Below are 26,377 nucleotides of genomic sequence, written 5' to 3'. Positions count from 1 at the left end.
GCGGGTGTCGATTGAGGTTTTCTGCCATGCGGGCGATGCGATGCGCAATCGCCGCGGCACGGCGCGGTTTCTACCATGCGCCTACACAAGAACCGAACGGAGACAACCGCCATGTACCTGACCCAGTCGCTGCACCGCAGCGTGCAGCAGCACCCCGACCGGATCGCCGTGCGCGCCGCCGGCCGCACCCTGAGCTTTCGCGCCTATGCCGAACGCGTCGCGCGCCTGGCGGGCGCCCTGCAGGGCCTCGGCATGCAGCCGGGCGACCGCGTCGCCATGCTGGCGCTCAACTCGGCGCGCTACCTCGAATACCAGATGGCCGTGCCCTGGGGCGGCGGTGTGCTCAACCCCTGCAACATCCGCTGGTCGGCGGCCGAAATCCTGTACTCGCTGGACGACTCGGGTTCCACGCTGCTGTTGGTGGACGACACCTTCCGCCCGGTGGTCGAGCAGATGCGCGGGCAGGCGACCAGCCTGCGCGAGGTGATCTATTGCGGCGACGGCCCGACGCCGCCCGGCATGCTCGGCTACGAGGCGCTGCTGGAGGCCGCTTCGCCCGTGCCCGACGCGGGCCGCTGCGACGACGACCTGGCCGGCATCTTCTACACCGGCGGCACCACGGGCTTTCCCAAGGGCGTGATGCTGAGCCACACCAACATGGGCAGCTCGGGGCTGGCCCTGCATGCCGAAGGCCTGGCCGCGCCCGACGGCTGCTACCTGCATGCCGCGCCGATGTTCCACCTGGCCGACATGGGCCTGGCCGCGCCGCACTGGCTGGAGGGCAACACGCACGCCATCATTCCGGCCTTCAGCCCCGAGGCGGTGCTGAACGCCATCGAGCAAGACCGCGTCACGCACGCGCTGCTGGTGCCCACCATGATCCAGATGCTGGTGGACCATCCGGCGATGCGCGAGCCGCGCGACCTCAGCAGCCTGAAGTGCATCACCTACGGCGCCTCGCCGATCTCGGAGGCGGTGCTGACCCGCGCGATGGCAGCCTTTCCGGGCGTGGACTTCGTGCAGGCCTACGGCATGACCGAGCTGTCGCCGCTGGCCACCATCAACCCCGCGCGCAACCACACGGCCGAAGGCCAGCGCCGGGGCAAGCTGCGCTCGGCCGGCCGCGCCAGCTACTGCACCGAGGTGCGCATCGTCGACGCCGAAGGCCTCGAGGTGCCGCGCGGCACGGTGGGCGAGGTCGCGGTGCGCGGCCCCAACGTGATGCAGGGCTACTGGAGCCAGCCCGCGCAAACGGCCGCGGCCGTGCGCGGCGGCTGGATGCACACCGGCGACGGCGCGTACATGGACGACGACGGCTACATCTTCGTGGTCGACCGCCTGAAGGACATGATCATCAGCGGCGGCGAGAACATCTATTCGGCCGAGGTCGAGAACGCCATCAACCAGCACCCGGCCGTGGCGGCCTGCGCGGTCATCGGCATCCCCAGCGAGGAGTGGGGCGAGGCCGTGCATGCGGTGCTCGTGCTCAAGCCGGGCCAGCAGCTGGCGGCCGATGCGCTCATCGCGCACTGCAAGGCGCTGATCGCGAATTACAAATGCCCGCGCAGCGTGGCGGTGCTCGAGGCGCTGCCGCTGTCGGGTGCGGGCAAGGTGCTCAAGACCCGGTTGCGCGAACCGTTTTGGCAAGGGCGCCAACGAAGCGTAGCCTGAGCCCTGTTTCTCTTCCCATTTCACTCATTCATTCACTTCAGGAGCCCCTCATGAGCCAGGATGTCCACGTCGTCGGTGTCGGCATGATCCCCTTCACCAAGCCGGGCGCGAACCAGCCCTACCCGCAGATGGCCGCGCACGCGACCAACGCCGCGCTGAAAGACGCCGGCATCGGCTACGAGCTGGTGCAGCAGGCCTACGTCGGCTACGTGTACGGCGACTCCACCGCCGGCCAGCGCGCGCTGTATGAAGTGGGCATGACCGGCATTCCGGTCGTCAACGTCAACAACAACTGCTCCACCGGCTCGACCGCGCTGTTCCTCGCGCGTCAGGCCGTGGCCAGCGGCGCGGCCGACTGCGTGCTGGCGCTGGGTTTCGAGCACATGAGCCCCGGCGCGCTGGGCGCGGTGTTCAACGACCGCCCGAGCCCGTTCGACCACTTCGAGTCGATCACCGACGAGCTGGTCGGCAACGAGCAGGTGCCGCTGGCGCTGCGCTACTTCGGCGGCGCGGGCCTGGCGCACATGCAGCAGTACGGCACGCAGATGTCGACCTTCGCGAAGATCCGCGCCAAGGCCAGCCGCCACGCGTCGAACAACCCGGTGGCGCTGTTTCGCACCGTCGTCACCGAAGACGAGGTGATGGCCGCGCCCGTGATGTGGCCCGGCGTGATGACGCGGCTCATGGCCTGCCCGCCGACCTGCGGCGCGGCGGCCGCCATCGTCTGCTCGCCGCGTTTCGCCGAACGCCACGGGCTGGACCGCAGCGTGCGCATCAAGGCCCAGGCCATGACGACCGACCGCGCCATCACCTTCGAGGCGCGCGACATGCGCGAGGTGGTGGGCTTCAGCATGGCGCAGGAGGCCGCGCAGAAGGTGTACGACGCGGCCGGTGTCGGCCCGCAGGACATCGACGTGGTCGAGCTGCACGACTGCTTTGCGCACAACGAGCTCATCAGCTACGAAGCGCTGGGCCTGTGCCCGGTCGGTGGCGCGGAAAAGTTCGTGGTCGATGGCGACAACACCTACGGTGGCAAGGTCGTCACGAATCCGTCGGGCGGGCTGTTGTCGAAGGGCCACCCGCTCGGCGCGACGGGGCTCGCGCAATGCACGGAGCTGGTTCAGCAGCTGCGCGGCACGGCCGAGAAGCGCCAGGTCGAAGGCGCGCGGATGGCGCTGCAGCACAACCTCGGCTTGGGCGGCGCCTGCGTGGTCACGCTGTACGAACGCGTCTGAGGGCGGCCCAGATGATCGACAAGAAATGGATCGGCCACGAACTGCCCGCCTCGGTGCTGCCCATCGAGCGCAGCCGGCTGCAGTTTTTCGCCAAGGCCATCGGCGAGACCGACCCGGTCTACACCGATGCCGCCGCCGCGCGCGACGCCGGCTACCCCGACCTGCCCGCGCCGCCCACCTTCCTGTTCGCCGCCGAGCTGGACTCGGGTGCGTCGGACCGGCTGCTGACCGACCTGCAGATCCCGTTGTCGAAGCTGCTGCATGGCGAGCAGAGCTTCAGCTACCACCACCCCGCCTGCGTGGGCGACACGGTGACGGTGCGCTCCACCATCAGCGACATCTACGACAAGAAGAACGGCGCGCTCGAATTCGTCGTGAAGACCTCGCGCGCCACCAACCAGCGCGACGAACTCGTGGCCGAGCTGCGCACGGTGATCGTTTGCCGTCACTGAAGAAGGAACCTGCGATGACCCTCCGCTACGACACCGTCCAGGTCGGCGACGAACTTCCTGCGCTGCAACTCCCGCCGGTGAACCGCACCACGCTCGCGCTCTTCGCGGGCGCTTCCGGCGACCACAACCCGATCCACATCGACACCGACTTCGCGCGCAAGGCCGGCATGCCCGATGTGTTCGCGCAGGGCATGCTGGGCATGGCCTGGCTCGGCCGGCTGCTCACGCAGTGGGTGCCGCAGGCGCAGCTGCGCCGCTTCGACGTGCGCTTCCAGGGCATCACGCACCTGGGCCATGCCGTGCGCTGCACCGGCCGTGTGGTCGAGAAGCTGGAGCTGGGCGGCGAACGCTGCGTGCGCGTGGAAGTGCTCAGCGCCAACCAGCACGGCCAGACGCGCATCGCGGGCGAAGCCCTGGTGGCGCTGCGCTGACCCCTTGAACGTACGAATGAAAGAGGAGAGAAGAGACATGACACCCAAACTCGAAGGCAAGGTCGCCCTCATCACCGGCTCGGGCCGCGGCATCGGCCGCGCGATCGCGCTCAAGCTCGCCTCGGAAGGCGCGCGCGTCGTCGTCAACGACCTCGACGCCGCACCGGCCGAGGAGACCGTGCAGGCCATCCGCGCCGCAGGCGGGCAGGCCGTGGCCTGCGTCGGCAGCGTGTCGGCGCCGGACTTCGCCGAGCGTTTCGTCGGCACGGCGGTGAACGAGTTCAAGGGCCTGGACATCATCGTCAACAACGCCGGCTACACCTGGGACAGCGTGGTGCAGAAGATGACCGACGAGCAGTGGTACGCCATGATCGACGTGCACCTGACGGCGCCGTTTCGCATCCTGCGCGCCGCACAGCCCGTGATCCGTGCGCTGGCGAAAACCGAGGGCGAAGCGGGCCGGCGCGTGGTGCGCAAGGTGGTCAACATCTCGTCGGTGGCCGGGCTCTTCGGCAATGCGGGTCAGGCCAACTATTCGACCGCCAAGGCCGGCATCGTGGGCATGACGCAGACGCTGGCCAAGGAGTGGGGCCGCATGAACGTCACGGTGAACTGCGTGGCCTTCGGCTTCATCCAGACGCGGCTCACGGCCAGCACGGCCGAGGCCACCACAGCGAACATCGAGGGGCGCGAGATCAAGGTCGGCGTCAACCCCGGCCTGCTGGCGATGATGGAACAGTCGATTCCGCTGGGCCGCGGCGGCACGCCCGAAGAGGCGGCCGGCGCGGTGTACCTGCTGTGCGCGCCCGAGTCGGACTACGTGAGCGGCCAGACGCTCATGTGCACCGGTGGGCTGACGGGGATCTGAGATGCAGTTCGAAGAAGGCATTGCCTGGGGCGTGCAGGACGGCATCGGCCGCATCGTGCTGAAGCGGCCCGAACGCGCCAACTCGGTGTCGCTGGCGAGCAGCCATGCGCTGGCGCGCGCCATCGACGAGGTGCTCGAAGCGGCGCCGCGCGCCATCCTGCTGACCGGCGAGGGGCGCGTGTTCTGCGCGGGCGGCGACATCGACAGCTTCGTGGCGGCCGGCGACAAGCTGCCCGAACTGGTCGACGCCATCCTCGACCGGCTGCATCCCGCGCTGCTGCGGCTGGCGCAAAACCCGGCGCCGCTGGTGGTGGCGGTGAACGGCACGGTGGGCGGCGCCGGCGTGGGGCTGGCGCTGTGCGGCGACTTCGTGCTCGCCACCGAGTCGATGAAGCTGCGCACGGGCTACGCGGCCATCGGGCTGTCGCCGGACGCGGGGAGTTCGTATTTCCTGTCGCGCCGCATCGGGCCGGTGCGCGCGCAGCAGTGGCTGATGCTGAGCGACGCGATCGACAGCGCGCGCTGCCTGGCGGCGGGTGCGGTCGATGCGCTGTACCCGGACGCCGAACTGGCGGCGGCTGCGGAAGCGCTGGTGACCCGGCTGGCGAACGGTGCCACCGCATCGTTCGCGGGCATCAAGGCGCTGTGCGGTGGTGCCACCGCGCGCCCGATCGAAGAGCACTTCGAGATGGAACACCGCCTGCTGCGCCGACGCGCGGGCAGCGCGGATGGGCGCGAAGGCGTGAAGGCCTTCACCGAGAAGCGTGCGCCGCGCTTCTCGGGCCGCTGAGCGCGGCGGGCTGCTGCAGGCTCAGCTCTTCTTCTTGAAGAGCTTCGTGAGGCCCCACAGCGCCGCGCCGCCCGCCACCACGGCGACCTTCGCGAACTTGGCCAGGAAGGCGAGGGCGACCGCGAACAGGCCCAGCTTCTTCGCAGCCGCGCCGGCCACCAGCGCGGCCAGGCCGTAGGCCGCGACCTTGTCGGTGGACGCGTTGAAGTCCGCGTACTTCTTGCCGTCGTCGTACTGCAGCGCGCCGAGCAGCTGGGTGGCGTCGGGCTTGTACTTCTCGAGGTCGTTCGCGTTGGTGATGAGGTTCAGGCTCAGGTAGCCCTCGCGGCCCAGCGCGTAGGTGTTGTAGTTGACGCCGGGATTGCCGCCGTCGCTGCCCTTCTTCTTCGACAGGGCCGACCACACCAGCCGGTGCGTCGTGGCGTCGTACTGCGGCTTCTGCGCCCAGCCCGTGACCTCGATGCCCGGGATGCCGCGCTTGGCGCGTTCCTCGTTCGCGGCCTCGGTGCCTTCCTTCAGGCTCGTGAGCAGTTCGTCGGCGTTCCAGTCCTTGGCGTCGTCGTCCTTGATGTAGCCCTCTTTCACGAACTTCACGACCGCCATCCAGTCGCCGTCGTCGGCGGGAAAGATCGCGCCGATGAAGGTGTCGTCGGTGCGGTTGCCCATGCTGCGCATGAGCTGCGCGGCGGCGGGCGTCGGCACCCAGACGTAGCCCGCGGGCAGCTTCAGGTGGGCCTGGTCGCGCAGGGTGATGTCGGCGGGGCCGGCTTTCTGCACGGCCTTGGCGGCCTTGAAAGCGGCTTCCTGCTCGGCTTCGAGCGAGCTCGCGGTCGAGGCTGTGGAAGCGGTGGTGGGGGATGCGGCGTTGCTGAGGTTGGTGGCCGTCAGGGCGCACGCGAACAGCAAGCCGGCCGTCAGGCGGGCAGTATGAATACGCAAGTTCTCTCTCCTCGGTTGTTGTCGTTTCTGGTGAGACGCGAGGAGTTTATCGGCGCGCGAAGCCGCGCTGGCAGCGGGTTCAGGGCCAGGGCGTGGGCGGCGGAATCTCGCACACGGGCTCGACATCGATGCTCTTGAAGTCGGCCGGCGAGACGATCTCCAGGTACTCCATGTCGGGCGAATAGTCAAAGAGAAAGTGGCGGATGCCGGGGCGCTGGTGCACCACGTCGCCGGCCTCGACGCGCGTCTCCTTGTCTTCGTACATGAAGCGCGCCCAGCCCTTGAGCATGATGACGATCTGGAAGTCCGCCTCGTGGCGGTGCCAGCCGGTGCCCGTTTCCGGTGCCATGTTGGCCTTGACCAGGTGCGCGATCACCTTGCCGTGCGTGGCGGCCGCAATGCCGAGGTCGCGGTACAGGAAGAAGTCTCGCAACCCGCCCGAGACGTAGTCGGTGTCACCGGGCTTGACGTGGGAGAACTGGGTGGCGGTTCGGTCCAGCATGGGCGCTCCTTCGCGGGGGATGATGCTGCGATGCAGCATGCATAAACCGTTCCTGCGCACGGCCCATTGCTTGACGGCCTGCGGGCCGCTCCAGATACTCAACCGCATGGTTCACTCAGATGCCCTGGACGCCGTGTTTGCGGCCCTGTCCGACCCGACCCGCCGCAGCGTGCTCGAAGCGCTGGGCGAGGGCGGCCTCAGCGTGACCGAGCTGGCCGAACCGCACGGCATGTCGCTGACCGGCTTCATGAAGCACCTGCGCGTGCTCGAAGGCGCCGGCCTCATCTCGCGCACGAAGGCGGGCCGCGTCGTGCGCTGCGAGCTGTCGCCGGGCCCGATGCAGGAGGCCGCCGTGTGGCTCTCGCGCTACGAGAAGTTCTGGACCGGCCGCCTCGATGCCCTGGCGCGCTTTCTCTACCACCAGGAGGACACCGCATGGCGAAACCTTCCCCCGGCGACACCGCCGGCCCCGGCACCGATCGCCCCTCGCTCACGCTCCGCCGGCACTTCCGCGTCAGCCCCGCCAAAGTCTGGCGCGCGTGGACCGACCCGCAAGCGCTGAAGCACTGGCTCGGCCCCGAGGAAATCGTCGACGTGCCGCTGGCCGAGGTCGACCTGCGCGTGGGCGGACGCTTTCGCGTGACCATGTTGGCGGCCGACGGCGAGACGCACGACGTGAGCGGCACCTACCTGGAGGTCGTGCCCGAGCGCCGGCTGGTCTTCAGCTGGGCCTGGCGCAGCACGCCCGAGCGCGAATCGCGTGTCACCGTGCAGCTCGAGCCCGATGCGGGCGGCTGCGAGCTTGTGCTCATGCACCAGCAGTTCTTCGACGAAGCGGCGCGCGACGGCCACGGCCATGGCTGGACCGGCTCCCTCGTCAAGCTCGAGAGTTGGTTGCTCGCCGGCGACACCGGGTGACGGCACAACCGACGGCCATCGCCGACACGCTCGACGCGATCTACCGCAGCGAGTCGCGCCGCATCTTCGCCACGCTGGTGCGGCTGCTGGGCGATTTCGACCTGGCAGAGGAAGCCCTGCACGACGCTTTTCGCGCCGCGCTCGAACAATGGCCACGCGAAGGCGTGCCGGCCAACCCGCGCGCCTGGCTGGTGTCGGCGGGGCGCTTCAAGTCGATCGACGGCATCCGCCGGCAGGCGCGCTTCACCGCGTGGGACGACGCCACCGCCCACACCGACACGCTGGCCGACCCCGCGCCCGCCTGGCACGAGGCCGACCCCGATGCCGACGCGCTCGAGGACGACCGCCTGCGCCTGGTCTTCACCTGCTGCCATCCCGCGCTCGCACCCGACGCCCAGGTGGCGCTCACGCTGCGCGAGGTCTGCGGGCTGGCGACCGAGGAGATCGCGCGCGCCTTCCTCGTGCCCGCGCCCACCATCGCGCAGCGCATCGTGCGGGCCAAGGCGCGCATCCGCGAGGCCGGCATTCCGTACCAGGTGCCGGGCCTGGCCGAGCTGCCCGAACGGCTCGATGCCGTGCTGCGCGTGGTGTACCTCGTGTTCAACGAAGGCTACGCGGCCTCGTCGGGCCAGAGCGTGACGCGCGCCGACCTCTCGGCCGAGGCGATCCGGCTCGGGCGCTTGGTGGCCGAACTGCTGCCCGACCCCGAGGCGCTGGGCCTGCTCGCGCTGATGCTGCTGCACGACGCGCGCCGTGCCGCGCGCACCTCGGCGCAGGGCGAGCTCGTGCTGCTCGACGCGCAGGACCGCAGCCTGTGGCACCGCGGGCAGATCGGGGACGGCGCGGCGCTGGTCGAGCGCGCGCTGCTGTCGCGCCGCTTCGGCCCGTACACCTTGCAGGCCGCCATCGCCGCGGTGCACGCCGAAGCACCCGAGGCCGCCGCCACCGACTGGCCGCAGATCGTCGGCCTGTACGACGTGCTGCTGCGGCTCGATCCCTCGCCCGTGGCCGAGCTCAACCGCGCCGCGGCCGTGGCGATGCGCGACGGGCCGGCGGCGGGGCTCGCGCTGATCGACGCGCTGCTCGCGCGCGGCGAGCTGGCCCGCTACCACCTGGCGCATGGCGCGCGCGCCGAACTGTGCCGGCGCCTGGGCCGCACCGACGAAGCACGTGAGGCTTATCTGCAGGCGCTGTCGCTGGTGCGCCAGCAGCCCGAGCGGCAATTCCTGGAGCGGCAGCTGGCTTCGCTGCCGAACACGAAAAATTTTTGACGCGCCTTGTCGATTCCGGCCGTCGCCGTTCGACCAGTGATGTCCTCACTCACATCTGCAAGGAGATTCCGCATGAAATACCTCTGCCTCGTTCACTGCGACGAAGCGGTGCTTCGCGCGCTGCCGCCCGACGAGCGCCGCGCGCTCAACGCCGATTCGATGGCCTACGACCGCCTGCTCGAAGCCGCCGGCCACTTCATCGCCGCCGAGGCGCTGAGCCCGGTGCGCGCCGCCAAGGTCGTGCAGGTGCGCCAGGGCCAGCGCTCGCACGTCGACGGCCCCTATGCCGAAGCGCGCGAGCAGCTGTACGGCTTCATCCTGGTCGAGGCGCGCGACCTGAACGCCGCGATCCAGCTGGCGGGCCGCATTCCGATGGCGCGCTACGGCGCCATCGAGGTGCGTCCCATCGACGTCATTGAAATGATCGAAAACCCCGAGGGGAATGCCGCATGAGATACCTTTGCCTGATCTACGGAACCGACGCGCAGACGAGCCACTTCTCGGCGCAGGACATGGACCACTACATCAACGAACACATCGACTACGACGCCCATCTGCAGGCGCTCGGCAAGCTCGTCGTGGCCGAGGCCTTGCAGCCGGCCGGCACGGCGGTCACGGTGCGCATGCGCAACGACAAGCTCTCGGTCACCGACGGGCCGTTCGCCGAAACCAGCGAGCAGCTGGGCGGCTTCTACCTGGTCGAGGCCGACAGCGAAGAAGAAGCGCTGCAGCTCGCGGCCGGCATTCCCTCGGCGCGTTTCAGCAGCATCGAGGTGCGCAAGGCCTGGTCGGCAAGCGACAGCGGAGCCGGCCCATGAGCGGCGCACCCGACCGGGCGGCACCCGCCCGCGCCACGGCGCGCGAATGGACCGGGCTGGCCGTCATCGCGCTGCCGTGCATGCTCTATTCGATGGACCTCACGGTGCTGAACCTGGCGATCCCGTCGATCAGCGAAGACCTCAAGCCGACCGCCTCGCAGCTGCTGTGGATCGTCGACATCTACGGCTTCTTCGTGGCTGGCCTGCTGGTCACCATGGGCACGCTGGGCGACCGCATCGGGCGGCGCCGGCTGCTGCTGATCGGCGCGGTGGCGTTCGGCGTGGCCTCGGTGCTCGCGGCCTTCTCGACCAGCGCCAACATGCTGATCGCCACGCGCGCGCTGCTGGGCGTGGCGGGGGCGACGCTGGCGCCGTCCACGCTCTCGCTGATCCGCAACATGTTCCTCGACCCGGCGCAGCGCACCGTGGCCATCGGCGTGTGGATCTCGAGCTACTCGGCCGGCGCCGTCATCGGCCCGGTGCTGGGCGGCGTGCTGCTGCAGTTCTTTCCGTGGGGCTCGGTGTTCCTCATCGGCGTGCCGGTGATGGTGCTGCTGCTGGCGCTCGGCCCCTGGCTGCTGCCCGAGTACCGCGACCCCGACGCGGGCGCGCTCGACCTGGCCAGCGTGGCGCTCTCGCTGGGCGCGGTGCTGGCGGCCATCTACGGCATCAAGCAGGTGGCCGAGCACGGGCCCGACGCGGTGTCGCTGCTGGCCATCGCGGCCGGTGCGCTGCTGGGCTGGCTGTTCGCGCGCCGGCAGGGGCGGCTGGCCAACCCGATGATCGACCTGCGCCTGTTCAGGCTGCCGGCCTTCAGCGTCTCGCTGGGGGCCTACATGCTGGCCTGCTTCGTGATGTTCGGGCTCTTTCTGTACAACGCGCAGTACCTGCAGCTGGTGCTCGGCCTGCCGCCGCTGGCGGCGGGCCTGTGGAGCATGCCGGGCGCCGGCGCCTTCATCGTCGGCTCGATGATCGTGCCCGCGCTCACGCGGCGCCTGTGCCCGGCCTACGTGATGGGCGGCGGGCTGGGCGTGGCGGCGCTGGGCTTCGGCATGTTGGTGCTGCTGCCCGCGCAGGGCGGGCTGGCCTGGATGGTGACGAGCGCGGTCATCTCTTCGCTCGGCCTGGCGCCGGTGTTCACGCTGGCGACCGACCTGGTCGTGGGCAGCGCGCCGCCGGAGCGCGCGGGCGTGGCCTCGGCCATCTCGGAGACCAGCTCCGAGTTCGGCGGGGCGCTGGGCATCGCCATCCTCGGCAGCGTCGGTGCGGCGATCTACCGGGCGGCCATGGCCGACGCCGTGCCGGCCGGGCTGGCCGGTGCGGCCGCGGTCGAAGCCGCCCGCAGCACGCTGGGCGGGGCGGTCGCGCTGGCCGGGGAACTGCCCGGTACCACGGGCGCCGCACTGCTCGACGCCGGGCGCGAGGCGCTATTGCGCGCCCTGCGGCTGGTGGCCGGCCTGTGCGCCGTGGTGCTGCTGTTCGTCGGCGTGCTGGTGGCGGTGCGGCTGCGCGGCGTGGGCGCGTCGCATGCGGAAGAGGTCGCCGTACCCCCGGGCGGCGCCGCATTGCCGGAGCGTTGACGAGCCTCCATACTGGGGCTTCCACGACGCATTCCACGACCGAACGGAGGCCCCATGAGCAACGAACTGCGCAAGAAGCTGCATGACCTGGCGGAACTGTCCGACAGCACCTCCGACCCGCAGACCAAGGCCATCGTCGAGGCGATCCGGCTGCAGACGGCGGTGTTGAACGAGCGGCTGTTCAGCATCGAGCTGCAGCTCGGCGCGCTCGCCAAGCGCATGGAAAACACCACCGACTGAGTCGGCTGCTGCTTTGTGGGGATAATCCCCGCCATGAGCGGCAACACCTTCGGAACTCTCTTCGCGGTCACCAATTTCGGCGAGTCGCACGGCCCGGCCATCGGCTGCGTGATCGACGGCTGCCCCCCGGGCATGGCCCTGAGCGAGGCCGACATCCAGGGCGACCTCGACCGCCGGCGCCCCGGCACCAGCCGCCACGTCACCCAGCGCAACGAGCCCGACGCGGTGCAGATCCTGTCCGGCGTGTACGAGGGCAAGACCACCGGCACGCCCATCGCGCTGCTGATCCAGAACACCGACCAGCGCAGCAAGGACTACGGGCAGATCGCCCAGCAGTTCCGCCCCGGCCACGCCGACTTCACCTATTGGAAGAAATACGGCATCCGCGATCCGCGCGGCGGCGGGCGTTCTTCGGCGCGCCTCACCGCGCCCATGGTCGCGGCCGGCGCGGTCGCCAAGAAGTGGCTGGCCGAAAAATACGGGATGGTGTTCCGCGGCTGCATGACGCAGATCGGCGAGATCGCCATTCCCTTCGAGAACTGGGACCACGTCCCGAACAACCCCTTCTTCGCCCCCATCGCCGACGTGAGCGCGCTGGAGGACTACATGGACCGCCTGCGCAAGGCCGGCGATTCGTGCGGCGCGCGCATCCGCGTCACCGCCACCAACGTGCCCGTGGGCCTGGGCGAGCCGCTGTTCGACAAGCTCGACGCCGAGATCGCCTACGCCATGATGGGCATCAACGCCGTGAAGGCCGTGGAAATCGGCGCCGGCTTCGACAGCGTCACGCAGCGCGGCACCACGCACGGCGACTCGATCACGCCGACGGGTTTCCTCAGCAACAACGCGGGCGGCATCCTGGGCGGTATCAGCTCGGGGCAGGACCTCGAGGTGAGCATCGCGATCAAGCCCACCAGCTCGATCATCAGCCCGCGCCAGTCCATCGACGTGAACAACAACCCCGTCGAAGTCATCACCAAGGGCCGCCATGACCCCTGCGTGGGCATCCGCGCCACACCCATCGCCGAAGCCATGCTCGCGCTGGTGGTGATGGAGCACGTGCTGCGCAACCGCGCGCAGTGCGGCGACGTGAACCCGCCCGTCGAGAAGAGCGAAGCTGCGTCGCCGCAGTCCTCCTTCCTGTAGTGTCGACGCCGCCACCTGTGGCCGCCGGGCGCGGCCACCTGTTGGCGTTCGCTGGCCTGTCGGCCAGCTACTTCGCGCACATCGGTTTCTTCAATCCGTACCTGCCGTTGTGGCTCAAGGACCTGGGCCTGCCGATCTTCACGATCAGCCTGCTGGCCTCGGTGCAATCGATCACGCGCGTCTTCGCGCCCTATGCCTGGGGCGCGCTCAGCGACCACACCGGCCAGCGCGTGAAGCTGCTGCGCTTCAGCGCCGCGGTGGCGCTGGCCAGCTCCTTCGGGCTGTGGTGGCATGGCGGCGCCTGGTGGCTCGCGCTGGTGCTGCTCGTGATGTTCACGCACACCAGTTCGATGATGTCGCTCACCGAAGCGGCCATGGCGCAGATCGTCGCGGGCGACTGGGGGCGCTACGGGCGCATCCGCCTGTGCGGCTCGGCCGGCTTCCTGGTCACCGTGTTCGTCGCGGGCGAGTGGTTCGAGCGCTTCGGCATGAAGCACTTTCCGTACTGGGCCGCCGGCACGCTGGCCGTGGTGTTGCTCGCGACGATGAAGCTGCCCGACCTGCGCGAACCGCCGGCCGCGCACGACGCCGTGAAGGAACCCATCGGCCCCGTGCTGCGCATCCCCGCCGTGCGCTGGTTCTTCGCGTCGCTGTTCTTCCAGGTGATGTCGCACTTCTCGGTGTACGCGTTCTTCTCGCTGTACCTCGATTCGATCGGCTACGGCAAGAGCACCATCGGCCTCCTGTGGGCGCTGTCGGTGGTGGCCGAGATCGTCTGGTTCTTCCTGCAGGGCCGGCTCATCGGCCTGTTGCCGATGCCGCGCTGGATGCTGGTGTGCGGCATCGCCGGCGTGGCGCGGCTCGGCCTCACGGCCGGGCTCGGCGGCTTCATCGCGGCGCTGGTCATCGCGCAGTGGCTGCATGCGCTGAGCTTCGCGGCGCACCACACGGCCTGCATCGCCGTGGTGTCGCGCCGCTTCCCCGGCCACCTGCGCGGACGCGGGCAGGCGCTGTTCACGGTGATCGGCTACGGCTTCGGCGGCGTGCTGGGCGTGCTGCTCGGTGGGGCGGTGGCGCAGGAGTTGGGCTACCGCACGATGTTCGCGCTGGCGGCGTTGCTGGCGGTGGCAGGGACGTTGTGTGCGTGGCGGATGGTGGTGCTCGAGCCGTCGGGGCGCGCGGCCAAGGCCTGAGCACGGTTCGGGGAGGGCGCTTCCGGGGTGAAGTGTCATGGGGCGTACATGACCGAGTCATGGCCGCGACCTACGCTGGGTGCTTCCCAACGTTTTCTCTTGTCATGTCCGATTCCGTCGATCCGCGCGGCGCACGCGCGCTTCCGCTTTCCCCGTCTTCTTCTTCTTCCCCCTCCGCTCCCGACACCGAACGCGTCCCGCCGCGTCGGCAGATGCTCAAGCTCGGCGCCTCCCTGCTCACCGTCGGCGGCAGCAGCGCCCTCATCGCCGCCTGCGGCGGTGGTGGTGGCGGCAGCGCCGGCTTCGGCCCGCTGCCCGTCCCCGCACCGGCGCCCAACCCGCCCGCGCCAGAACCCGTCGTGAGCAAGCGTTCGAGCTTCGCGCTGGCCGTGATGCCCGACACCCAGTTCTACGCGCGCTACGCGACCGCCGCCGAGAGCGACCAGTACGACAAGCGCTTCGGCAGCGCGCCCTTCGCGGCGCAGACGAAGTGGATCGCCGCCAACGCCAAGGCGCTGCACATTCCCTTCACCATCCACCTCGGCGACGTGGTCGACCAGGTCGGCAAGCCCGACCAGTGGAAGGTGGCCGATGCCGCCATGAAGGTGCTCGAAGACGCGAAGCTGCCTTACAGCGTGCTGGCCGGCAACCACGACGTGCTGAACGACGTCGACTACGGCGTCGACCCCGTCAACGGCACCGACGCCGCCCGCAACCTGGCTGCCGAGCCCTACCTGCAGTGGTTCGGCACCGAGCGCGCCAAGAAGCAGGCCACCTTCGGCGCGCGCGACACCAGCGGCTTCCACGAGTACCACGTGTTCGAGGCGCAGGGTCAGAAGTTCATGGTGCTGTCGCTGTCGTGGCGCGTGTCCGACGCGGGCATCGCGTGGGCGCGGCAGGTGATCGCGAAGAACCCGACGCTGCCCGTGATCCTGGTCAACCACCAACTGCTCAACATCGCCCCCGACGGCACCAGCCCGCTGGAAACCGACTACGGCAAGATGCTGTGGGAGAAGCTGATCCGCGACAACGACCAGATCTTCATGACGCTCAACGGCCACCACCACGGCGCCGCGCACCTCACGAAGACCAACGACTTCGGCCACAAGGTCGAGGAGATGGTGGTCGACTACCAGATGGCCTACCAGGGCGGCAACGGCCTGATGCGCCTGTACGAGTTCGACCTGACGAACAAGCAGATCAAGGTGCTGTCGTTCTCGCCCTGGGTGCCGCAAAAGCCCGCCGCCACGCTGAACGCCTTCGACCAGGCCGTGCTCACCACGCCCAACGAGGCCTTCACCATCGAGATGGATTTCGCGCAGCGCTTCGCCGGCTTCAACAAGGGCTTTGCCGCGGGCGAGGCCACGGTCGAGCAGTCGCTGGTCGAGCAGGCGAAGGCGCTGATCCTGGCCAACTACAAGGACCCCGAAGCCACCGTGCAGCGGCCCGCCGCCGATGCGGAGGACTACCCCAAGGTCGCGAACACGTTGGCGCACTGGCGCTTCGTCGGCGGTGCGGTGAACCAGCCGGTGCTGCCGGGCACCGTGATCGCCGACGTGACGGGGACCAATCCGCTGCGCCGCGATGCCCTGAACCAGAGCGTCATCCGCAATGCCACCGACGGCGACATCATCTGGACGGACGACCGCCACCGCCTCTCGGCCGCGCCGGGCTCGGTGCGCTTCCTCAACACCAACAAGAATCCACCGCCTCGGATGAGCTATTTCCTCACCGACCCGGCAGCGCCGATCAACGCGCACACGCTGGACCAGGGCTACACCGTCGAAGCCTTCGTGAAGATCGACAAGGCCTGGACCAGCAAGGACCACGCGTGGATGAACATCATGACGCGCGACGGTCGCAGCGAGGACCTGCCTGGTTTCCTGGGCGATGCCGAGGCACCACCGATGCTGTTCGCCATCTCGAGCCTGCGCGAAGTGCAATGGGAGGTCGTGCCGAGTCCGGCGGGAACGCCCCGGGCCAAGACCAACTGGTCGGGCGAGGTCATTGCCGACCGCTGGGTGCACATCGCGATCGTCAACGACCCGGTGTCGCACGACACCACGATGTACGTCGAAGGCGCGCCGGTGCTGCGCAACGTCGCGGCGGCGCAGGGCCTGGCTTCGGTCGGGGCCACCTCGCAATGGGTGGTGGGCGGCGGCTCGTGGGACGGTGCGCGCGCCGACGGCTTCTTCGGCCACATCGGCGAGGTGCGCGTGGTGGCTGCGGCCCTGGCGCCGTCGCAGTGGCTGACGGCGCGCAGGGCGGGCTGAGCGCCCTGCGGGGCCGGTAGCCCGGGAGAAGGGCTACTTCTTCTTCCCGGCCTTCGCCGGCTTGCCCTTGGCGGGGGCGGCACCCTTGCCGCTCCCACCAGTCTCCTTCTCGAGCACCGCAAAGTACTCCGACGCCATCTTGCGCAGCGAGCGCCCGATGTTCGCGTAGTCGTACTCGTTGAGGTTGGCCAGCGACACGCGCCCCGAGGGGTGCTTGCCGCCGAAGCCGCGACCGGGCAGCAGCACGATGCTGGTTTCGGCGGCGATGCGGAACAGCGCCTCATTCGGCTGCAGCTTCGTGAGAATCCACTTGCCGAAGCGCTCGCCGTGCATCTGCGTGGCGATGTCCTGCAGGTCGAGCAGGTGGTAGTAGCTCACCGAGTTCGGGTCGGGCGGCAGGGGCAGGCCGAGTTCGCGGTACAGCGCTTCCTTGCGGCGCAAGACGATGTGCTTCATCGACTTCTTGTAGGTCTCGCCTTCGTCCATCAGGCAGAACAGCGAGAACATCACCATCTGCGCCTGCACGGGCGTGGAGAGGCCGGCCGTGTGGTTCAGCGCCACGGTGCGGCTGTCGGCCACGAGGCGGTCGATGAACTTCAGCTTGCGCGGCTCGGTGGTGATGGAGCTGTAGCGCGCGTCGAGTTCCCGGCGCTTGGCCTCGGGCAGGGCGGCGATCTTGCGGTCGAGGATGTTGTCCTCGTGCGTGGCGACCACGCCCATGCGCCAGCCGGTGGCGCCGAAGTACTTCGAGAACGAATACACCAGGATGGTGTTCTGCGGGCAGATCGCGAACAGCGACAGGAAGTTGTCGGCGAAGGTGCCGTACACGTCGTCCGTCAGGATGATGAGATCGGGCCGCTGCTTCACGATGTCGGCGATGTAGCCCAGCACTTCGTCGCTGATCTTCACCGAGGGCGGGTTGCTCGGGTTGCACAGGAAGAAGGCCTTGACCTTCGGGTCGAGCAGCTTCTGCAGCTCCTTCTTGGTGAACTGCCAGTTGTTCTCCGGCGGCGCGTCGATCAGTGCTTCGATGAGCTGGTAGTCGTTCAGGTGCGGGATCTCGATGTAGGGCGTGAAGATCGGCATGCCCAGCGCGATGGTGTCGCCGGGCGACAGCAGGTGGTTCTCGCGCAGGCTGTTGAACAGGTAGGTCATGGCGGCGGTGCCGCCTTCCACCGCGTACATGTCGAACTTGCCCACGAAGGGGTGGGTGCCGATCATTTCCTTGTGGATGTACTGGCCCACGACGATCTCGGTCAGGCGCAGCATGCGGTCGGGCACCGGGTAGTTGCAGCCCAGGATGGCCTCGCACATCTCGTAGATGAAGTCGCCGGCCGACAGGCCCAGCTGGTCGCGCACGTAGGACACGGCGGCCTCGATGAAGCGCACGCCGGGCTCGCCCTCGTGCGACTTGGCGAAGAGCTCGAAGCGCGCCTCGATGCCCTCGCGCTGCGGAAAGCCGCCCACGTCCGCCATGTAGATGTACGAGCGCTCGGCCTCGGTCATGGCGAACAGGCCGAACTGGAAGAAGCCGTGGCGCGGGGTGGTGGCCAGGAAGTTCGGGTTGCCGCGGCCGGCGTTGAGCATGAGGCGGTCACTCTGTCGTGCGACCTGGATCAGCGCATCCTTCAGTTCGAACGGGCTCAGGCCGCCCAGCTTTTTCACGTCGCCGAAATCCATGGAGTACTCCTTGGTTGATAAAAAGAAAGAAGAAAGAAAAGGGAAGGCGCGGTGCTCAGACCAGCGCCACGATCAGCGGCCCCAGCAGCGTGAGGAACACGTTGGCCAGCGCGTAGGTGATGGCGAAGGGCACGGTGGGAATGGCGTTCTCGGCCTTGCCCAGCACTTCGCCGAAGGCCGGGTTGGCGCTGCGCGATCCGCTCAGCGCGCCCGCGAACACGGCCGTGTTGTCGTAGCGCAGCACGTAGCGCCCGAACAGCATCGTGAGGATCATCGGCACGAGCGTGACGACCACGCCGACGCCGAAGATGGTCAGGCCCAGCTCCTTGATGGTCTGCACGGCCTGCAGGCCCGACGTCAGGCCGACCACGACCACGAAGCCCGCCAGGCCCAGGTCTTTCAGCAGCTGCACCGCGCTGGGCGGCAGCGCGCCGAAGGTCTGCTTCTTCGCGCGGTACCAGCCGAACAGCAGGCCCGACAGCAGCGCGCCGCCGCCGGCGCCGAGCGTCAGCGGGATGGCGCCGATCTTCACGCTCAGCAGGCCGACCAAGAGGCCCACCACCAGGCCCGCGCCCAGGTACACGAAGTCGGTCTTGGCGCTGGGCACGATCACGTCGCCGACGAGGGAGGCGACGCGCTTCACGTCCTGCTCGGCGCCGAAGATCGACACCAGGTCGCCCACCTGCACGACGGTGTCGGGCTTCATCGGCAGCACCTGGCCCATGCGGCTGAGCTGCACCACGAAGATGCCGTGGCGCACGCCGCCGGCGGTGGCCTGGCGGATCTGGTCGACGGTCTTGCCGCCGAAGTCCTTGTTGGTGAGCACGATCTCGCGCTTGTTCAGCGTCAGCTCCATGCCGTCGACCGCGTCGACCTCCTTGCCCAGCAGCGGCGCGCTCGCCACCACGGCATCGCGCCGGCCCACGGTGAGCACGTAGTCGCCCTGGCGCAGCACGAGCGTGGGGCTGACTTCGACGAACTTGCCGTCGCGCTTCACGCGCTCGATGGTGATGGTGGTGGCCGGGTTGGCGTTCTCGATGTCGGCCACCGTGCGCTGCGGGTCGCTCGTGAGCTGGTAGATGCGCCCGACCAGCGAGGGCGCGGCTTCTTCCTGGTCGGGGCCGAGCACCTTCACGCCGGCCTGCATCGCGGTCTCGGCCGCGATCGCGTCGTCGCGGATGCTGCGGCCCATGAGCTTGGGCAGGATGTTGACGCACACGATGATCGCGCCGAAGGAGCCGAACACGTAGGTCACGGCATAGCCGATGGCCACGTTGCCCTGCAGCCGCGCGGTCTCGGCCGCGGCGAGGCCGAGCTTGCCGATGGCGTCGCCCGCGGTGCCGATGATGGCGCTCTGCGTGAGGCCGCCGGCCGCCACGCCCGCCGCCAGGCCCTTGTCGAGCCCGAACAATTTGGCCATGACCACCACGGTCGCCAGGCCGGTGGCCGCCATCACGGCGGCCAGGATGATCTCCTTGATCGACTGCTTGCCCAGCGAGCTGAAGAACTGCGGCCCGCTCTCGAAGCCCACGGCGTAGATGAACAGCGCGAACAGCACGGCCTTCACGCCGCCGTCGATCTGCACGCCGACCTGGCTGACGATCACCGCCACCAGCAGCGAGCCGGCGACGCCGCCGAGCTGGAACTTGCCGAACTTGATCTTGCCGATCCAGTAGCCGACCGCCAGCGAGAGGAAGAGCGCCATTTCGGGCGACTTCTTGAAGAGTTCATGCAGCCATTCCATAGAGGAAGTCCTTTCAAGGCATCAATGAGAAGAAGAGAGAAGAGAAGGGCGTGGAGCGTCTCGGGTCGTTGTCTTACTTCGCGTGCTGCACCAGGCCGGCCAGGGCCACGATCAGCGGGCCCATCAGCGGCAGCACGACGTTCGAGATGGCGTAGGTGATCGTGTAGCCCAGCAGCGGCGTGGCGTTGCCCGCGGCGTTCTGCACGGCGCTGAGCGCGGGCGTGCTGCACTGCTGGCCGGCGATGGCGCCCAGCAGCACCGGCGCCTCGAGCTTGAGCAGGCGGTGGCCGACAAAGAGCGAGATGCTGGCGGGCACCACCGCGACGGCGATGCCCACCAGCGGCAGCGCAACACCGAACTTCTGGACCAGCGCCAGCGCCTGCGGCCCCGAGGCCAGGCCCACGCAGGCGATGAAGGTGGCCAGGCCCAGGTCCTTCATGAGCGCCAGCGCGTCGGCCGGCACGCTCAGGCGGTGCGGGTGTTTCGACTGGTACCAGCCGAAGGCCAGCCCCGTGAGCAGCGCGCCGCCGCCGGTGCCGAGCGAAAACGGAATGCCGCCGATCTTCGCGCTGAAGCTGCCGATGAACACGCCCAGCAGGATGCCCGCAGCGGCGAAGCTGATGTTGCTGCGCGTGGAGGCGATCACGCGGTCGCCGACCTGCACGATGGCGCTCGCCACCTCGGGCGCCGGGCCGTAGAGCTGGAGCACGTCGCCGCGCTGCAGCGTGAGGTCGTTCACGAGCGGCATGGCGTGGCCGTCGCGCGCCACGCCGATCACCTGCACGGCGGACGGCAACTCGTTTTCCAGCATGCGCAGCCCGCGGCCGAACCATTCGCGGCGGTTGGCAACGACCTCGGTGGTCTCGACCACGGTGTCGAAGGCGGTGGTGTCGGCGAACTCGCGGCCCAGCAGCTCGCCCACGTTGACGAGCGCGCTGCGCCGGCCGATGGCCAGCACCTGGTCGCCCACGCGCAGGTGCAAGTCGGGCTCGACCGCGAGGCTCTGGCCGTCGCGCACCACGCGCTCGATGCTGGCCTGCCGTCCGAGGATCGACGTGAGCTCGCCGACCGAGCGGCCGCGGCCCACGGTGACGCGGAACACGCGCCCGACCATCTCGGGCGTGGCGCTGGCGGCGTCCGGGTCGTCGGCGCCGCCGCCCATGGTCTTCCAGAGCTTGTCGGCTTCGGTGCGCAGGTTCACGCGCAGCAGCAGCGGAAACACCTGGCTCGTGACCACCACGATGGCGATGAGCCCGAAGACGTAGGTGATGGAGTAGGCCGTGACCACGTTGGCCTGCAGCTGCGCGATCTCGGCGGCGGGGAGCGACAGCTTCGAGATCGCGTCGGTCGCCGTGCCCACCACCGCCGATTCGGTGGCCGCGCCCGCCATCAGACCGGCGGCGGTGCCGCGGTCGAGCGAGAGCAGCACCGTGGCGCCGAGCACCAGCGCGAGCACCACCACCACCTCGACCAGGCACAGCAGGCCCAGCCGCAAGCCCTTGGCGTCGAGGTTGGCGAAGAACTGCGGGCCGCCCGCGTAGCCGAGCGCAAAGATGAAGAGCATGAAGAACACGTTCTTCACGCTGTCGTCGAGCCGGATGCCCAGCTGGCCGACCACCAGCGCAGCAATCAGCGTGCCGCAGATGCCGCCCAGCTGGATCGGGCCGAAGCGGATCTGGCCCACCGCGTAGCCGATGCACAGCACCAGAAACAATGCGATCTCCGGACTGTTTCTGAGTATTTCCACAAGGTGGCCGAACATCTGCCGCGATCCCTCCGGGTTATTTGTTCATTCGAGCGGGTCGGCGGATCGCAACGAAAAAAGGAGCACTGCATCCATTGGCATCAACGGCTGGCGAGTGGTGGAGCTCCAGCGAAAACTTTATTTTTCGTTTTGCGAATTGCCGATTCTTTGCATCTTCGATGACGATAAATCAACATCCATGACAATTGTCAAAATCAGAAAAGAATTGAGCGAGAGGCAATAGAAACGAGGCCGTTTGAATTACAAATTACGCGCTGCACGGAATCCTCCGTCGCAGTCAGCTCTGACCGCACGAACCTGTCCGGCCTCGGGTTTTCGATAACTCAAGTTGCTTGATTTAGTCGGTCGACTGCTCGATAGTCCCCCTCGTCCGAATGCCTTCCCGCTCGTTGGCGGGTGGTCATCCGGTTCCATAGCAAGTACGGCAGGCGCTGTGCGCCCGCCCCCTGAAGGAGACAACCTCATGTTCATCAGCCCGCGCTTCGTTCCCGCCCTGGCCGTCCTGGCCCTTGCCGCATCGGCCACGTCCACGGCCCTGGCCGCCGACCCGCCCGTCATCGGCCTGGTCACCAAGACCGAGACCAACCCCTTCTTCGTGAAGATGAAAGAGGGCGCGCAGGAGGAGGCCAAGAAGCTCGGCGCCAAGCTGCTGTCGGGCGCTGGCAAGGCCGACGGCGACAACGCGGGCCAGATCACCGCGATGGAAAACATGATCGCCGCCGGCGCCAAGACCATCCTCATCACGCCCAGCGACGCCAAGGCCATCGTGCCGGCCATCAAGAAGGCGCGCGACAAGGGCGTGCAGGTGATCGCGCTCGACAGCCCGGCCGATCCGCCGGACGCGACCGACGCGCTCTTCGCCACCAACAACTACACGGCCGGCGTGCTCATCGGCGAATACGCCAAGGCCGCGATGGCCGGCAAGACGCCCAAGATCGTCGCGCTCGACCTGCTGCCGGGCCACCCGGTGGGCGCGCAGCGCCACAACGGCTTCATGAAGGGCTTCGGCCTGCCGGCCAACGACGCCAAGTCGAACGAGCTGTCCAAGTCGCCCGAGATCGTCTGCATGGCCGACAGCTTCGGCGACCAGGCCAAGGCGCAGACCGTGATGGAGAACTGCCTGCAGAAGGCGCCCAACGTGAACCTGGTCTACACCATCAACGAGCCCGCCGCGGCCGGTGCCTACAACGCGCTCAAGCGCGCGGGCAAGGAGAAGGGCGTGATGATCGTCTCGGTCGACGGCGGCTGCCAGGGCATCAAGGACACGGCCGCCGGCATCATCGCCGCGACCTCGCAGCAGTACCCGCTGAAGATGGCCGCCATGGGCGTGGCCGCGGGCGTCGAATTCGCCAAGACCGGCAAGAAGGCCTCGGGCTACGTCGACACCGGCGTGACGCTCATCGCCGGCAAGAGCGTGGCCGGCGTCGACAGCAAGGACACCAAGACCGGCACCGAGCTGTGCTGGGGCAAGAAGTAAACGGCCCCGGTCTATAGGGAGGCATATCGATGGCGAAATCTCCGACGCACCACATCCCATGGGGCGCCCTCGGGCCGTGGCTGGCCCTGCTCGGCGCCTGCATCTTCTTTGCGACGCAGTCCGAGCGCTTTCTCACGGGCGGCAACCTGTCGCTGATCCTGCAGCAGGTGATGGTGGTGGGCGTGATCGCCATCGGCCAGACGCTGATCATCCTCACGGCCGGCATCGACCTGTCGTGCGGCATGGTGATGGCGCTGGGCGGGATCATCATGACGAAGTTCGCCACCGAGCTCGGCATGCCGGTGCCGGTGGCCATCCTGTGCGGCATCGGCGTGACGACGCTGTTCGGCCTGCTCAATGGCCTGCTGGTCACGCGCATCAAGCTGCCGCCCTTCATCGTGACGCTGGGCACGCTCAACATCGCGTTCGCGATCACGCAGCTGTATTCGTCCTCGCAGACCATCACCGATCTGCCCGCCGGCCTCACGGGCCTGGGCACCACCTTCACCATCGGCAGCGCCGAGGTGGCGTGGGGTTCGGTGCTCATGCTGGCGCTTTATGCGCTCGCGTGGTTCGTGCTGCGCGAGACAGCGGCCGGCCGGCATGTCTACGCGATCGGCAACAACGCCGAGGCCACGCGGCTGGTGGGCATTCCCACGCAGCGCGTGCTGCTCGCGGTGTACGTGGCGGCGGGCGTGTTCTACGGCATCGCCTCGCTGCTGTCGGTGGCGCGCACCGGCGTGGGCGACCCGAACGCGGGCCAGACCGAGAACCTGGACGCCATCACGGCCGTGGTGCTCGGCGGCACCAGCCTCTTCGGCGGGCGCGGCATCGTGCTGGGTTCGCTCATCGGCGTGCTGATCGTGGGCGTGTTCCGCAACGGGCTCACGCTGATGGGCGTGTCGTCGATCTACCAGGTGCTGGTGACGGGCGTGCTCGTGATCCTGGCGGTGGCGGCCGATCAACTCTCGCGCAAGGGAGCCCGCTGATGAACACCGTGGCCAACCCCAAGATCGTGATGCAGGCCAAGGGCCTGGTGAAGCGCTACGGCCAGGTCACCGCGCTCGACGGTGTCGACTTCGAGCTGCGCGAAGGCGAGATCCTCGCGGTGATCGGCGACAACGGCGCGGGCAAGTCGTCGCTCATCAAGGCGCTGTCGGGCGCCATCGTGCCCGACGAAGGCCAGATCCTGCTCGACGGCGCGCCGGTGCATTTCCGCAACCCGCTGGACGCGCGCCGCGCCGGCATCGAGACGGTCTACCAGGACCTCGCCGTCGCGCCCGCGATGACCATCTACGAGAACCTCTTTCTCGGCCGCGAGCTGCGCCGCCCCGGCTTCCTGGGCAATGTGCTGCGCATGCTCGACAAGAAGAAGATGCTGCTCGAAAGCACGGCGCGCATGGCCGACCTGAAGGTCGGCATCCAGTCGATGACGCAGGCGGTGGAAACGCTCTCGGGCGGCCAGCGCCAGTGCGTGGCCGTGGCGCGCAGCGCGGCCTTCGCGCGGCACGTGGTCATCATGGACGAGCCCACCGCCGCGCTCGGCGTGAAGGAGGGCAACATGGTGCTCGAACTGATCCGCCGCGTGCGCGAGCGTGGCCTGCCCGTGGTGCTCATCAGCCACAACATGCCGCACGTGTTCGAGGTGGCCGACCGCATCCACGTGGCGCGCCTGGGCAAGCGCGCGGCCGTGCTCAATCCGAAGAAGATCAGCATGAGCGACACCGTGGCCGTGATGACCGGTGCCATGACCGCCGACCAGTTGCCCGCGGAGGCGCATGCTTGATACCGATGCCCTCGAGCGCCCGTCGGCCCTGCTGCGTCCGCGCGGCTCCAACCAGGTGGGCATGCGCCAGTTCAACGAGCGCGTGGTGCTGCAGGCGCTGCGCGTGCACACCAGCCTGCCCAAGGCCGACCTGGCGCGGCTCACGGGCCTGAGCGCGCAGACCATCGGCCTCATCACCGCGCGGCTCGAGGACGACGGCCTCATCGTCAAGCAAAGCCGCGTGCGCGGGCGCATCGGCCAGCCCTCGGTACCGCTGGCGCTCAACCCCGACGGCGCCTTTGCCATCGGCGTGAAGCTCGGGCGGCGCGGGGCCGAGTGGCTGCTGATCGACTTCGCGGCGCGCGTGCGCGAGCACCACGCGATCCGCTACGAATTCCCGGACGCCGGAGCGCTCCTGCCCGTGATCGCCGAGCACATCCACCGGCTGCGCGACGGGCTCGGGCCGCTGGCTGCGCGCAACGTGGGCGCAGGGCTGGCGGCGCCGTTCCAGCTCGGCGGCTGGCACCGCACGCTGGGGCTGTCGAAGGCGCAGTCGGACGAGTGGAACCAGATGGACCTGCTGGCCGAGGTGCGCGCGCGCACCGACGTGCCCGTGGGCTTCGCGCGCGACACCGTGGCGGCCTGCGTGGCCGAGCTGGTGACGGGGCGCGGGCACGACCTCAAGAGCTTTCTCTACATCTTCGTCGACACCTTCGTGGGCGGCGGGCTGGTCATCAACTCGCACCTGCACACCGGCGCGCATGGCAACGCGGGCGCGCTCGCGTCGATCCCGATGCGCACCGAGAAGCCCTCCGAAGGCCTGTCGACGCAGGTGGTGGCCGAGGCGTCGCTGTGGGAGCTGGAGCAGCGCCTGCGCGCCGAAGGCCTCGACGCCACGGCGGCCTACGACGACCGCGCGCTCGAGGCGCCGTTTGCCGCAGCCACGCAGGCCTGGCTCGGCAGCGCGTCACGCGCGCTGGCGCATGCCATCGTCAGCAGCACCGCGGTGCTCGACCTGGCCGACGTGGTGATGGACGGATCGATGTCGCGCGCGCTGCTCGACGCGCTGCTGGTGCAGACCCGCGCGGCGCTCGCGCAGTGCAATTGGGAAGGCCTGTGGGCGCCGCAGCTGCATGGGGGCAGGGCGGGGGCGCAGGCCTGCGCGCTCGGCGGCGCGATGCTGCCGCTGCATGCCAACTTTGCGCCGGACCACGACGTGTTCTTGAAGGCGGGGTAAGCCGCTCAAGAGCTCAGGGACTCGCCGAGGCGTGCAGGTCGCGCGGCAATCGCAGCGTGCTCGCGCGTGCGCCCTCGGGGCACGGCCCGTCGGAGTAGGCCGCATCGCCCTCGGGCGTGACGCACTTGTGCACCTCGACGACGGCAGGCACGGACTTGGCTGCGGGGGCGATCACTGGGGGCTCGAAGTGCGTGTTCGTCAGCGTGGCAGGTTCCTTGGATGCGCGGGTCACCGCATCCGGCAACGTTTCGCGGGCGGTCGATCTGTCGGGCTCGGCCTCGACCGGAACGACTGCCGTGGTCAGGAGCGCAGCACGCGCCGCGCTCTCGTGCACCAGGTCTTTCAAGGTCACATAGAAGAGCGACATCGCCACCAGCGCCAC

Annotated in this window: 25 protein-coding genes and 1 pseudogene; 20 read left to right on the top strand and 6 right to left on the bottom strand. The window is 68.8% G+C overall.

The annotated features are described in order from the left end of the window. Positions 1 to 111: 111 nt before the first annotated feature. From VHAB30_RS14175 to VHAB30_RS14150, 6 genes are read left to right on the top strand one after another with little or no spacing between them, the layout of a single operon-like run. Positions 112 to 1,671, top strand: coding sequence for a long-chain-fatty-acid--CoA ligase (locus VHAB30_RS14175; protein ID WP_159277443.1), 1,560 nt, complete (start codon positions 112 to 114; stop codon positions 1,669 to 1,671). 50 nt (positions 1,672 to 1,721) lie between these two features. Continuing rightward, positions 1,722 to 2,906, top strand: coding sequence for a lipid-transfer protein (locus VHAB30_RS14170; RefSeq protein ID WP_159272320.1), 1,185 nt, complete (start codon positions 1,722 to 1,724; stop codon positions 2,904 to 2,906). Between the two features lie 11 nt (positions 2,907 to 2,917). Then, the gene (locus VHAB30_RS14165) at positions 2,918 to 3,358 is read left to right on the top strand and encodes a MaoC family dehydratase N-terminal domain-containing protein (protein WP_159277442.1); all 441 of its coding nucleotides are present in this window, start codon (positions 2,918 to 2,920) and stop codon (positions 3,356 to 3,358) included. 14 nt (positions 3,359 to 3,372) lie between these two features. Then, positions 3,373 to 3,789 (top strand): MaoC family dehydratase, encoded by a 417-nt coding sequence (locus tag VHAB30_RS14160; RefSeq protein WP_095744817.1) that lies wholly within the window; start codon positions 3,373 to 3,375, stop codon positions 3,787 to 3,789. 37 nt (positions 3,790 to 3,826) lie between these two features. Further along, positions 3,827 to 4,657 (top strand): SDR family NAD(P)-dependent oxidoreductase, encoded by an 831-nt coding sequence (locus VHAB30_RS14155; protein WP_070059439.1) that lies wholly within the window; start codon positions 3,827 to 3,829, stop codon positions 4,655 to 4,657. A 1-nt stretch (position 4,658) separates the two neighbouring features. Beyond that, positions 4,659 to 5,447: an enoyl-CoA hydratase/isomerase family protein gene (locus VHAB30_RS14150; RefSeq protein ID WP_159277441.1), complete on the top strand. Its 789-nt coding sequence runs from the start codon at positions 4,659 to 4,661 to the stop codon at positions 5,445 to 5,447. 21 nt (positions 5,448 to 5,468) lie between these two features. Here the strand turns inward: VHAB30_RS14150 and VHAB30_RS14145 are convergent, their stop codons facing one another. Beyond that, complete coding sequence (locus tag VHAB30_RS14145) at positions 5,469 to 6,386, bottom strand: DUF2167 domain-containing protein (RefSeq protein ID WP_159277440.1); 918 nt, start codon at positions 6,384 to 6,386, stop codon at positions 5,469 to 5,471. Positions 6,387 to 6,465: 79 nt separating this feature from the next. Continuing rightward, positions 6,466 to 6,888 (bottom strand): cupin domain-containing protein, encoded by a 423-nt coding sequence (locus VHAB30_RS14140; protein WP_159277439.1) that lies wholly within the window; start codon positions 6,886 to 6,888, stop codon positions 6,466 to 6,468. Here VHAB30_RS14140 and VHAB30_RS31340 point away from each other — a divergent pair. The 10 genes and pseudogenes from VHAB30_RS31340 to VHAB30_RS14090 all read left to right on the top strand — a co-directional run. Then, positions 6,887 to 7,174, top strand: a pseudogene (locus VHAB30_RS31340) (ArsR/SmtB family transcription factor); the annotation flags it as partial. The gene VHAB30_RS14140 and the pseudogene VHAB30_RS31340 sit on opposite strands and share 2 nt — an antisense overlap. 149 nt (positions 7,175 to 7,323) lie before the next feature. After that, on the top strand, positions 7,324 to 7,806 hold the full coding sequence (locus VHAB30_RS14130) for an SRPBCC family protein (protein WP_308789335.1): 483 nt from the start codon (positions 7,324 to 7,326) through the stop codon (positions 7,804 to 7,806). Continuing rightward, positions 7,803 to 9,077, top strand: a complete 1,275-nt coding sequence (locus tag VHAB30_RS14125) for an RNA polymerase sigma factor (RefSeq protein ID WP_235926654.1) — start codon at positions 7,803 to 7,805, stop codon at positions 9,075 to 9,077. Before VHAB30_RS14130 ends, VHAB30_RS14125 begins: the two co-directional genes overlap by 4 nt. A gap of 72 nt (positions 9,078 to 9,149) precedes the next feature. Next, entirely contained in the window at positions 9,150 to 9,530 is a 381-nt protein-coding gene (locus tag VHAB30_RS14120) for a YciI family protein (RefSeq protein WP_159277437.1), read from the top strand. Beyond that, positions 9,527 to 9,895, top strand: a complete 369-nt coding sequence (locus tag VHAB30_RS14115) for a YciI family protein (RefSeq protein WP_159277436.1) — start codon at positions 9,527 to 9,529, stop codon at positions 9,893 to 9,895. The genes VHAB30_RS14120 and VHAB30_RS14115 overlap by 4 nt, the downstream gene beginning before the upstream one ends. Next, a complete protein-coding gene (locus tag VHAB30_RS14110; protein WP_159277435.1) occupies positions 9,892 to 11,475 on the top strand; it encodes an MFS transporter in 1,584 nt (527 codons plus the stop codon). The genes VHAB30_RS14115 and VHAB30_RS14110 overlap by 4 nt, the downstream gene beginning before the upstream one ends. A 54-nt stretch (positions 11,476 to 11,529) precedes the next feature. Beyond that, positions 11,530 to 11,715, top strand: a complete 186-nt coding sequence (locus VHAB30_RS14105) for a hypothetical protein (RefSeq protein ID WP_062475744.1) — start codon at positions 11,530 to 11,532, stop codon at positions 11,713 to 11,715. A gap of 33 nt (positions 11,716 to 11,748) precedes the next feature. Then, the gene (aroC, locus tag VHAB30_RS14100) at positions 11,749 to 12,861 is read left to right on the top strand and encodes a chorismate synthase (protein WP_159277434.1); all 1,113 of its coding nucleotides are present in this window, start codon (positions 11,749 to 11,751) and stop codon (positions 12,859 to 12,861) included. A gap of 17 nt (positions 12,862 to 12,878) precedes the next feature. After that, positions 12,879 to 14,054: an MFS transporter gene (locus VHAB30_RS14095; protein WP_235926652.1), complete on the top strand. Its 1,176-nt coding sequence runs from the start codon at positions 12,879 to 12,881 to the stop codon at positions 14,052 to 14,054. 104 nt (positions 14,055 to 14,158) lie between these two features. After that, on the top strand, positions 14,159 to 16,327 hold the full coding sequence (locus tag VHAB30_RS14090; RefSeq protein WP_159277433.1) for a LamG-like jellyroll fold domain-containing protein: 2,169 nt from the start codon (positions 14,159 to 14,161) through the stop codon (positions 16,325 to 16,327). A 33-nt stretch (positions 16,328 to 16,360) separates the two neighbouring features. Here VHAB30_RS14090 and VHAB30_RS14085 read toward each other — a convergent pair whose 3' ends face one another. The 3 genes from VHAB30_RS14085 to aspT (VHAB30_RS14075) form a co-directional block, all read right to left on the bottom strand. After that, positions 16,361 to 18,007 carry a bifunctional aspartate transaminase/aspartate 4-decarboxylase gene (locus VHAB30_RS14085; protein ID WP_159277432.1) on the bottom strand — a complete coding sequence of 549 codons (1,647 nt, stop codon included), beginning with the start codon at positions 18,005 to 18,007 and terminating at the stop codon, positions 16,361 to 16,363. 55 nt (positions 18,008 to 18,062) lie between these two features. Further along, the gene (aspT, locus tag VHAB30_RS14080) at positions 18,063 to 19,751 is read right to left on the bottom strand and encodes an aspartate-alanine antiporter (RefSeq protein WP_062475727.1); all 1,689 of its coding nucleotides are present in this window, start codon (positions 19,749 to 19,751) and stop codon (positions 18,063 to 18,065) included. A gap of 73 nt (positions 19,752 to 19,824) precedes the next feature. Beyond that, a complete protein-coding gene (gene aspT, locus VHAB30_RS14075) occupies positions 19,825 to 21,513 on the bottom strand; it encodes an aspartate-alanine antiporter (protein WP_159277431.1) in 1,689 nt (562 codons plus the stop codon). Between the two features lie 466 nt (positions 21,514 to 21,979). Here aspT (VHAB30_RS14075) and VHAB30_RS14070 point away from each other — a divergent pair, with 466 nt between their 5' ends. From VHAB30_RS14070 to VHAB30_RS14055, 4 genes are read left to right on the top strand one after another with little or no spacing between them, the layout of a single operon-like run. After that, positions 21,980 to 22,993: a sugar ABC transporter substrate-binding protein gene (locus VHAB30_RS14070; RefSeq protein WP_159277430.1), complete on the top strand. Its 1,014-nt coding sequence runs from the start codon at positions 21,980 to 21,982 to the stop codon at positions 22,991 to 22,993. Between the two features lie 29 nt (positions 22,994 to 23,022). Next, complete coding sequence (locus tag VHAB30_RS14065; RefSeq protein ID WP_062475719.1) at positions 23,023 to 23,982, top strand: ABC transporter permease; 960 nt, start codon at positions 23,023 to 23,025, stop codon at positions 23,980 to 23,982. Beyond that, positions 23,982 to 24,779, top strand: coding sequence for an ATP-binding cassette domain-containing protein (locus VHAB30_RS14060; protein WP_070059425.1), 798 nt, complete (start codon positions 23,982 to 23,984; stop codon positions 24,777 to 24,779). Before VHAB30_RS14065 ends, VHAB30_RS14060 begins: the two co-directional genes overlap by 1 nt. Then, positions 24,772 to 25,995, top strand: a complete 1,224-nt coding sequence (locus VHAB30_RS14055; RefSeq protein ID WP_095947396.1) for an ROK family transcriptional regulator — start codon at positions 24,772 to 24,774, stop codon at positions 25,993 to 25,995. Before VHAB30_RS14060 ends, VHAB30_RS14055 begins: the two co-directional genes overlap by 8 nt. 13 nt (positions 25,996 to 26,008) lie before the next feature. On the opposite strand, the gene VHAB30_RS14050 is transcribed toward VHAB30_RS14055, so the two are convergent. After that, complete coding sequence (locus VHAB30_RS14050; protein WP_159277429.1) at positions 26,009 to 26,362, bottom strand: hypothetical protein; 354 nt, start codon at positions 26,360 to 26,362, stop codon at positions 26,009 to 26,011. Positions 26,363 to 26,377: the final 15 nt, after the last annotated feature.

The sequence above is a fragment of the Variovorax boronicumulans genome (assembly GCF_009811375.1).
Classification (GTDB): Bacteria; Pseudomonadota; Gammaproteobacteria; order Burkholderiales; family Burkholderiaceae_C; genus Variovorax; species Variovorax boronicumulans.
Note: the sequence above shows the minus strand (reverse complement) of the source record. Positions and strands in the feature narration are given on the sequence as shown.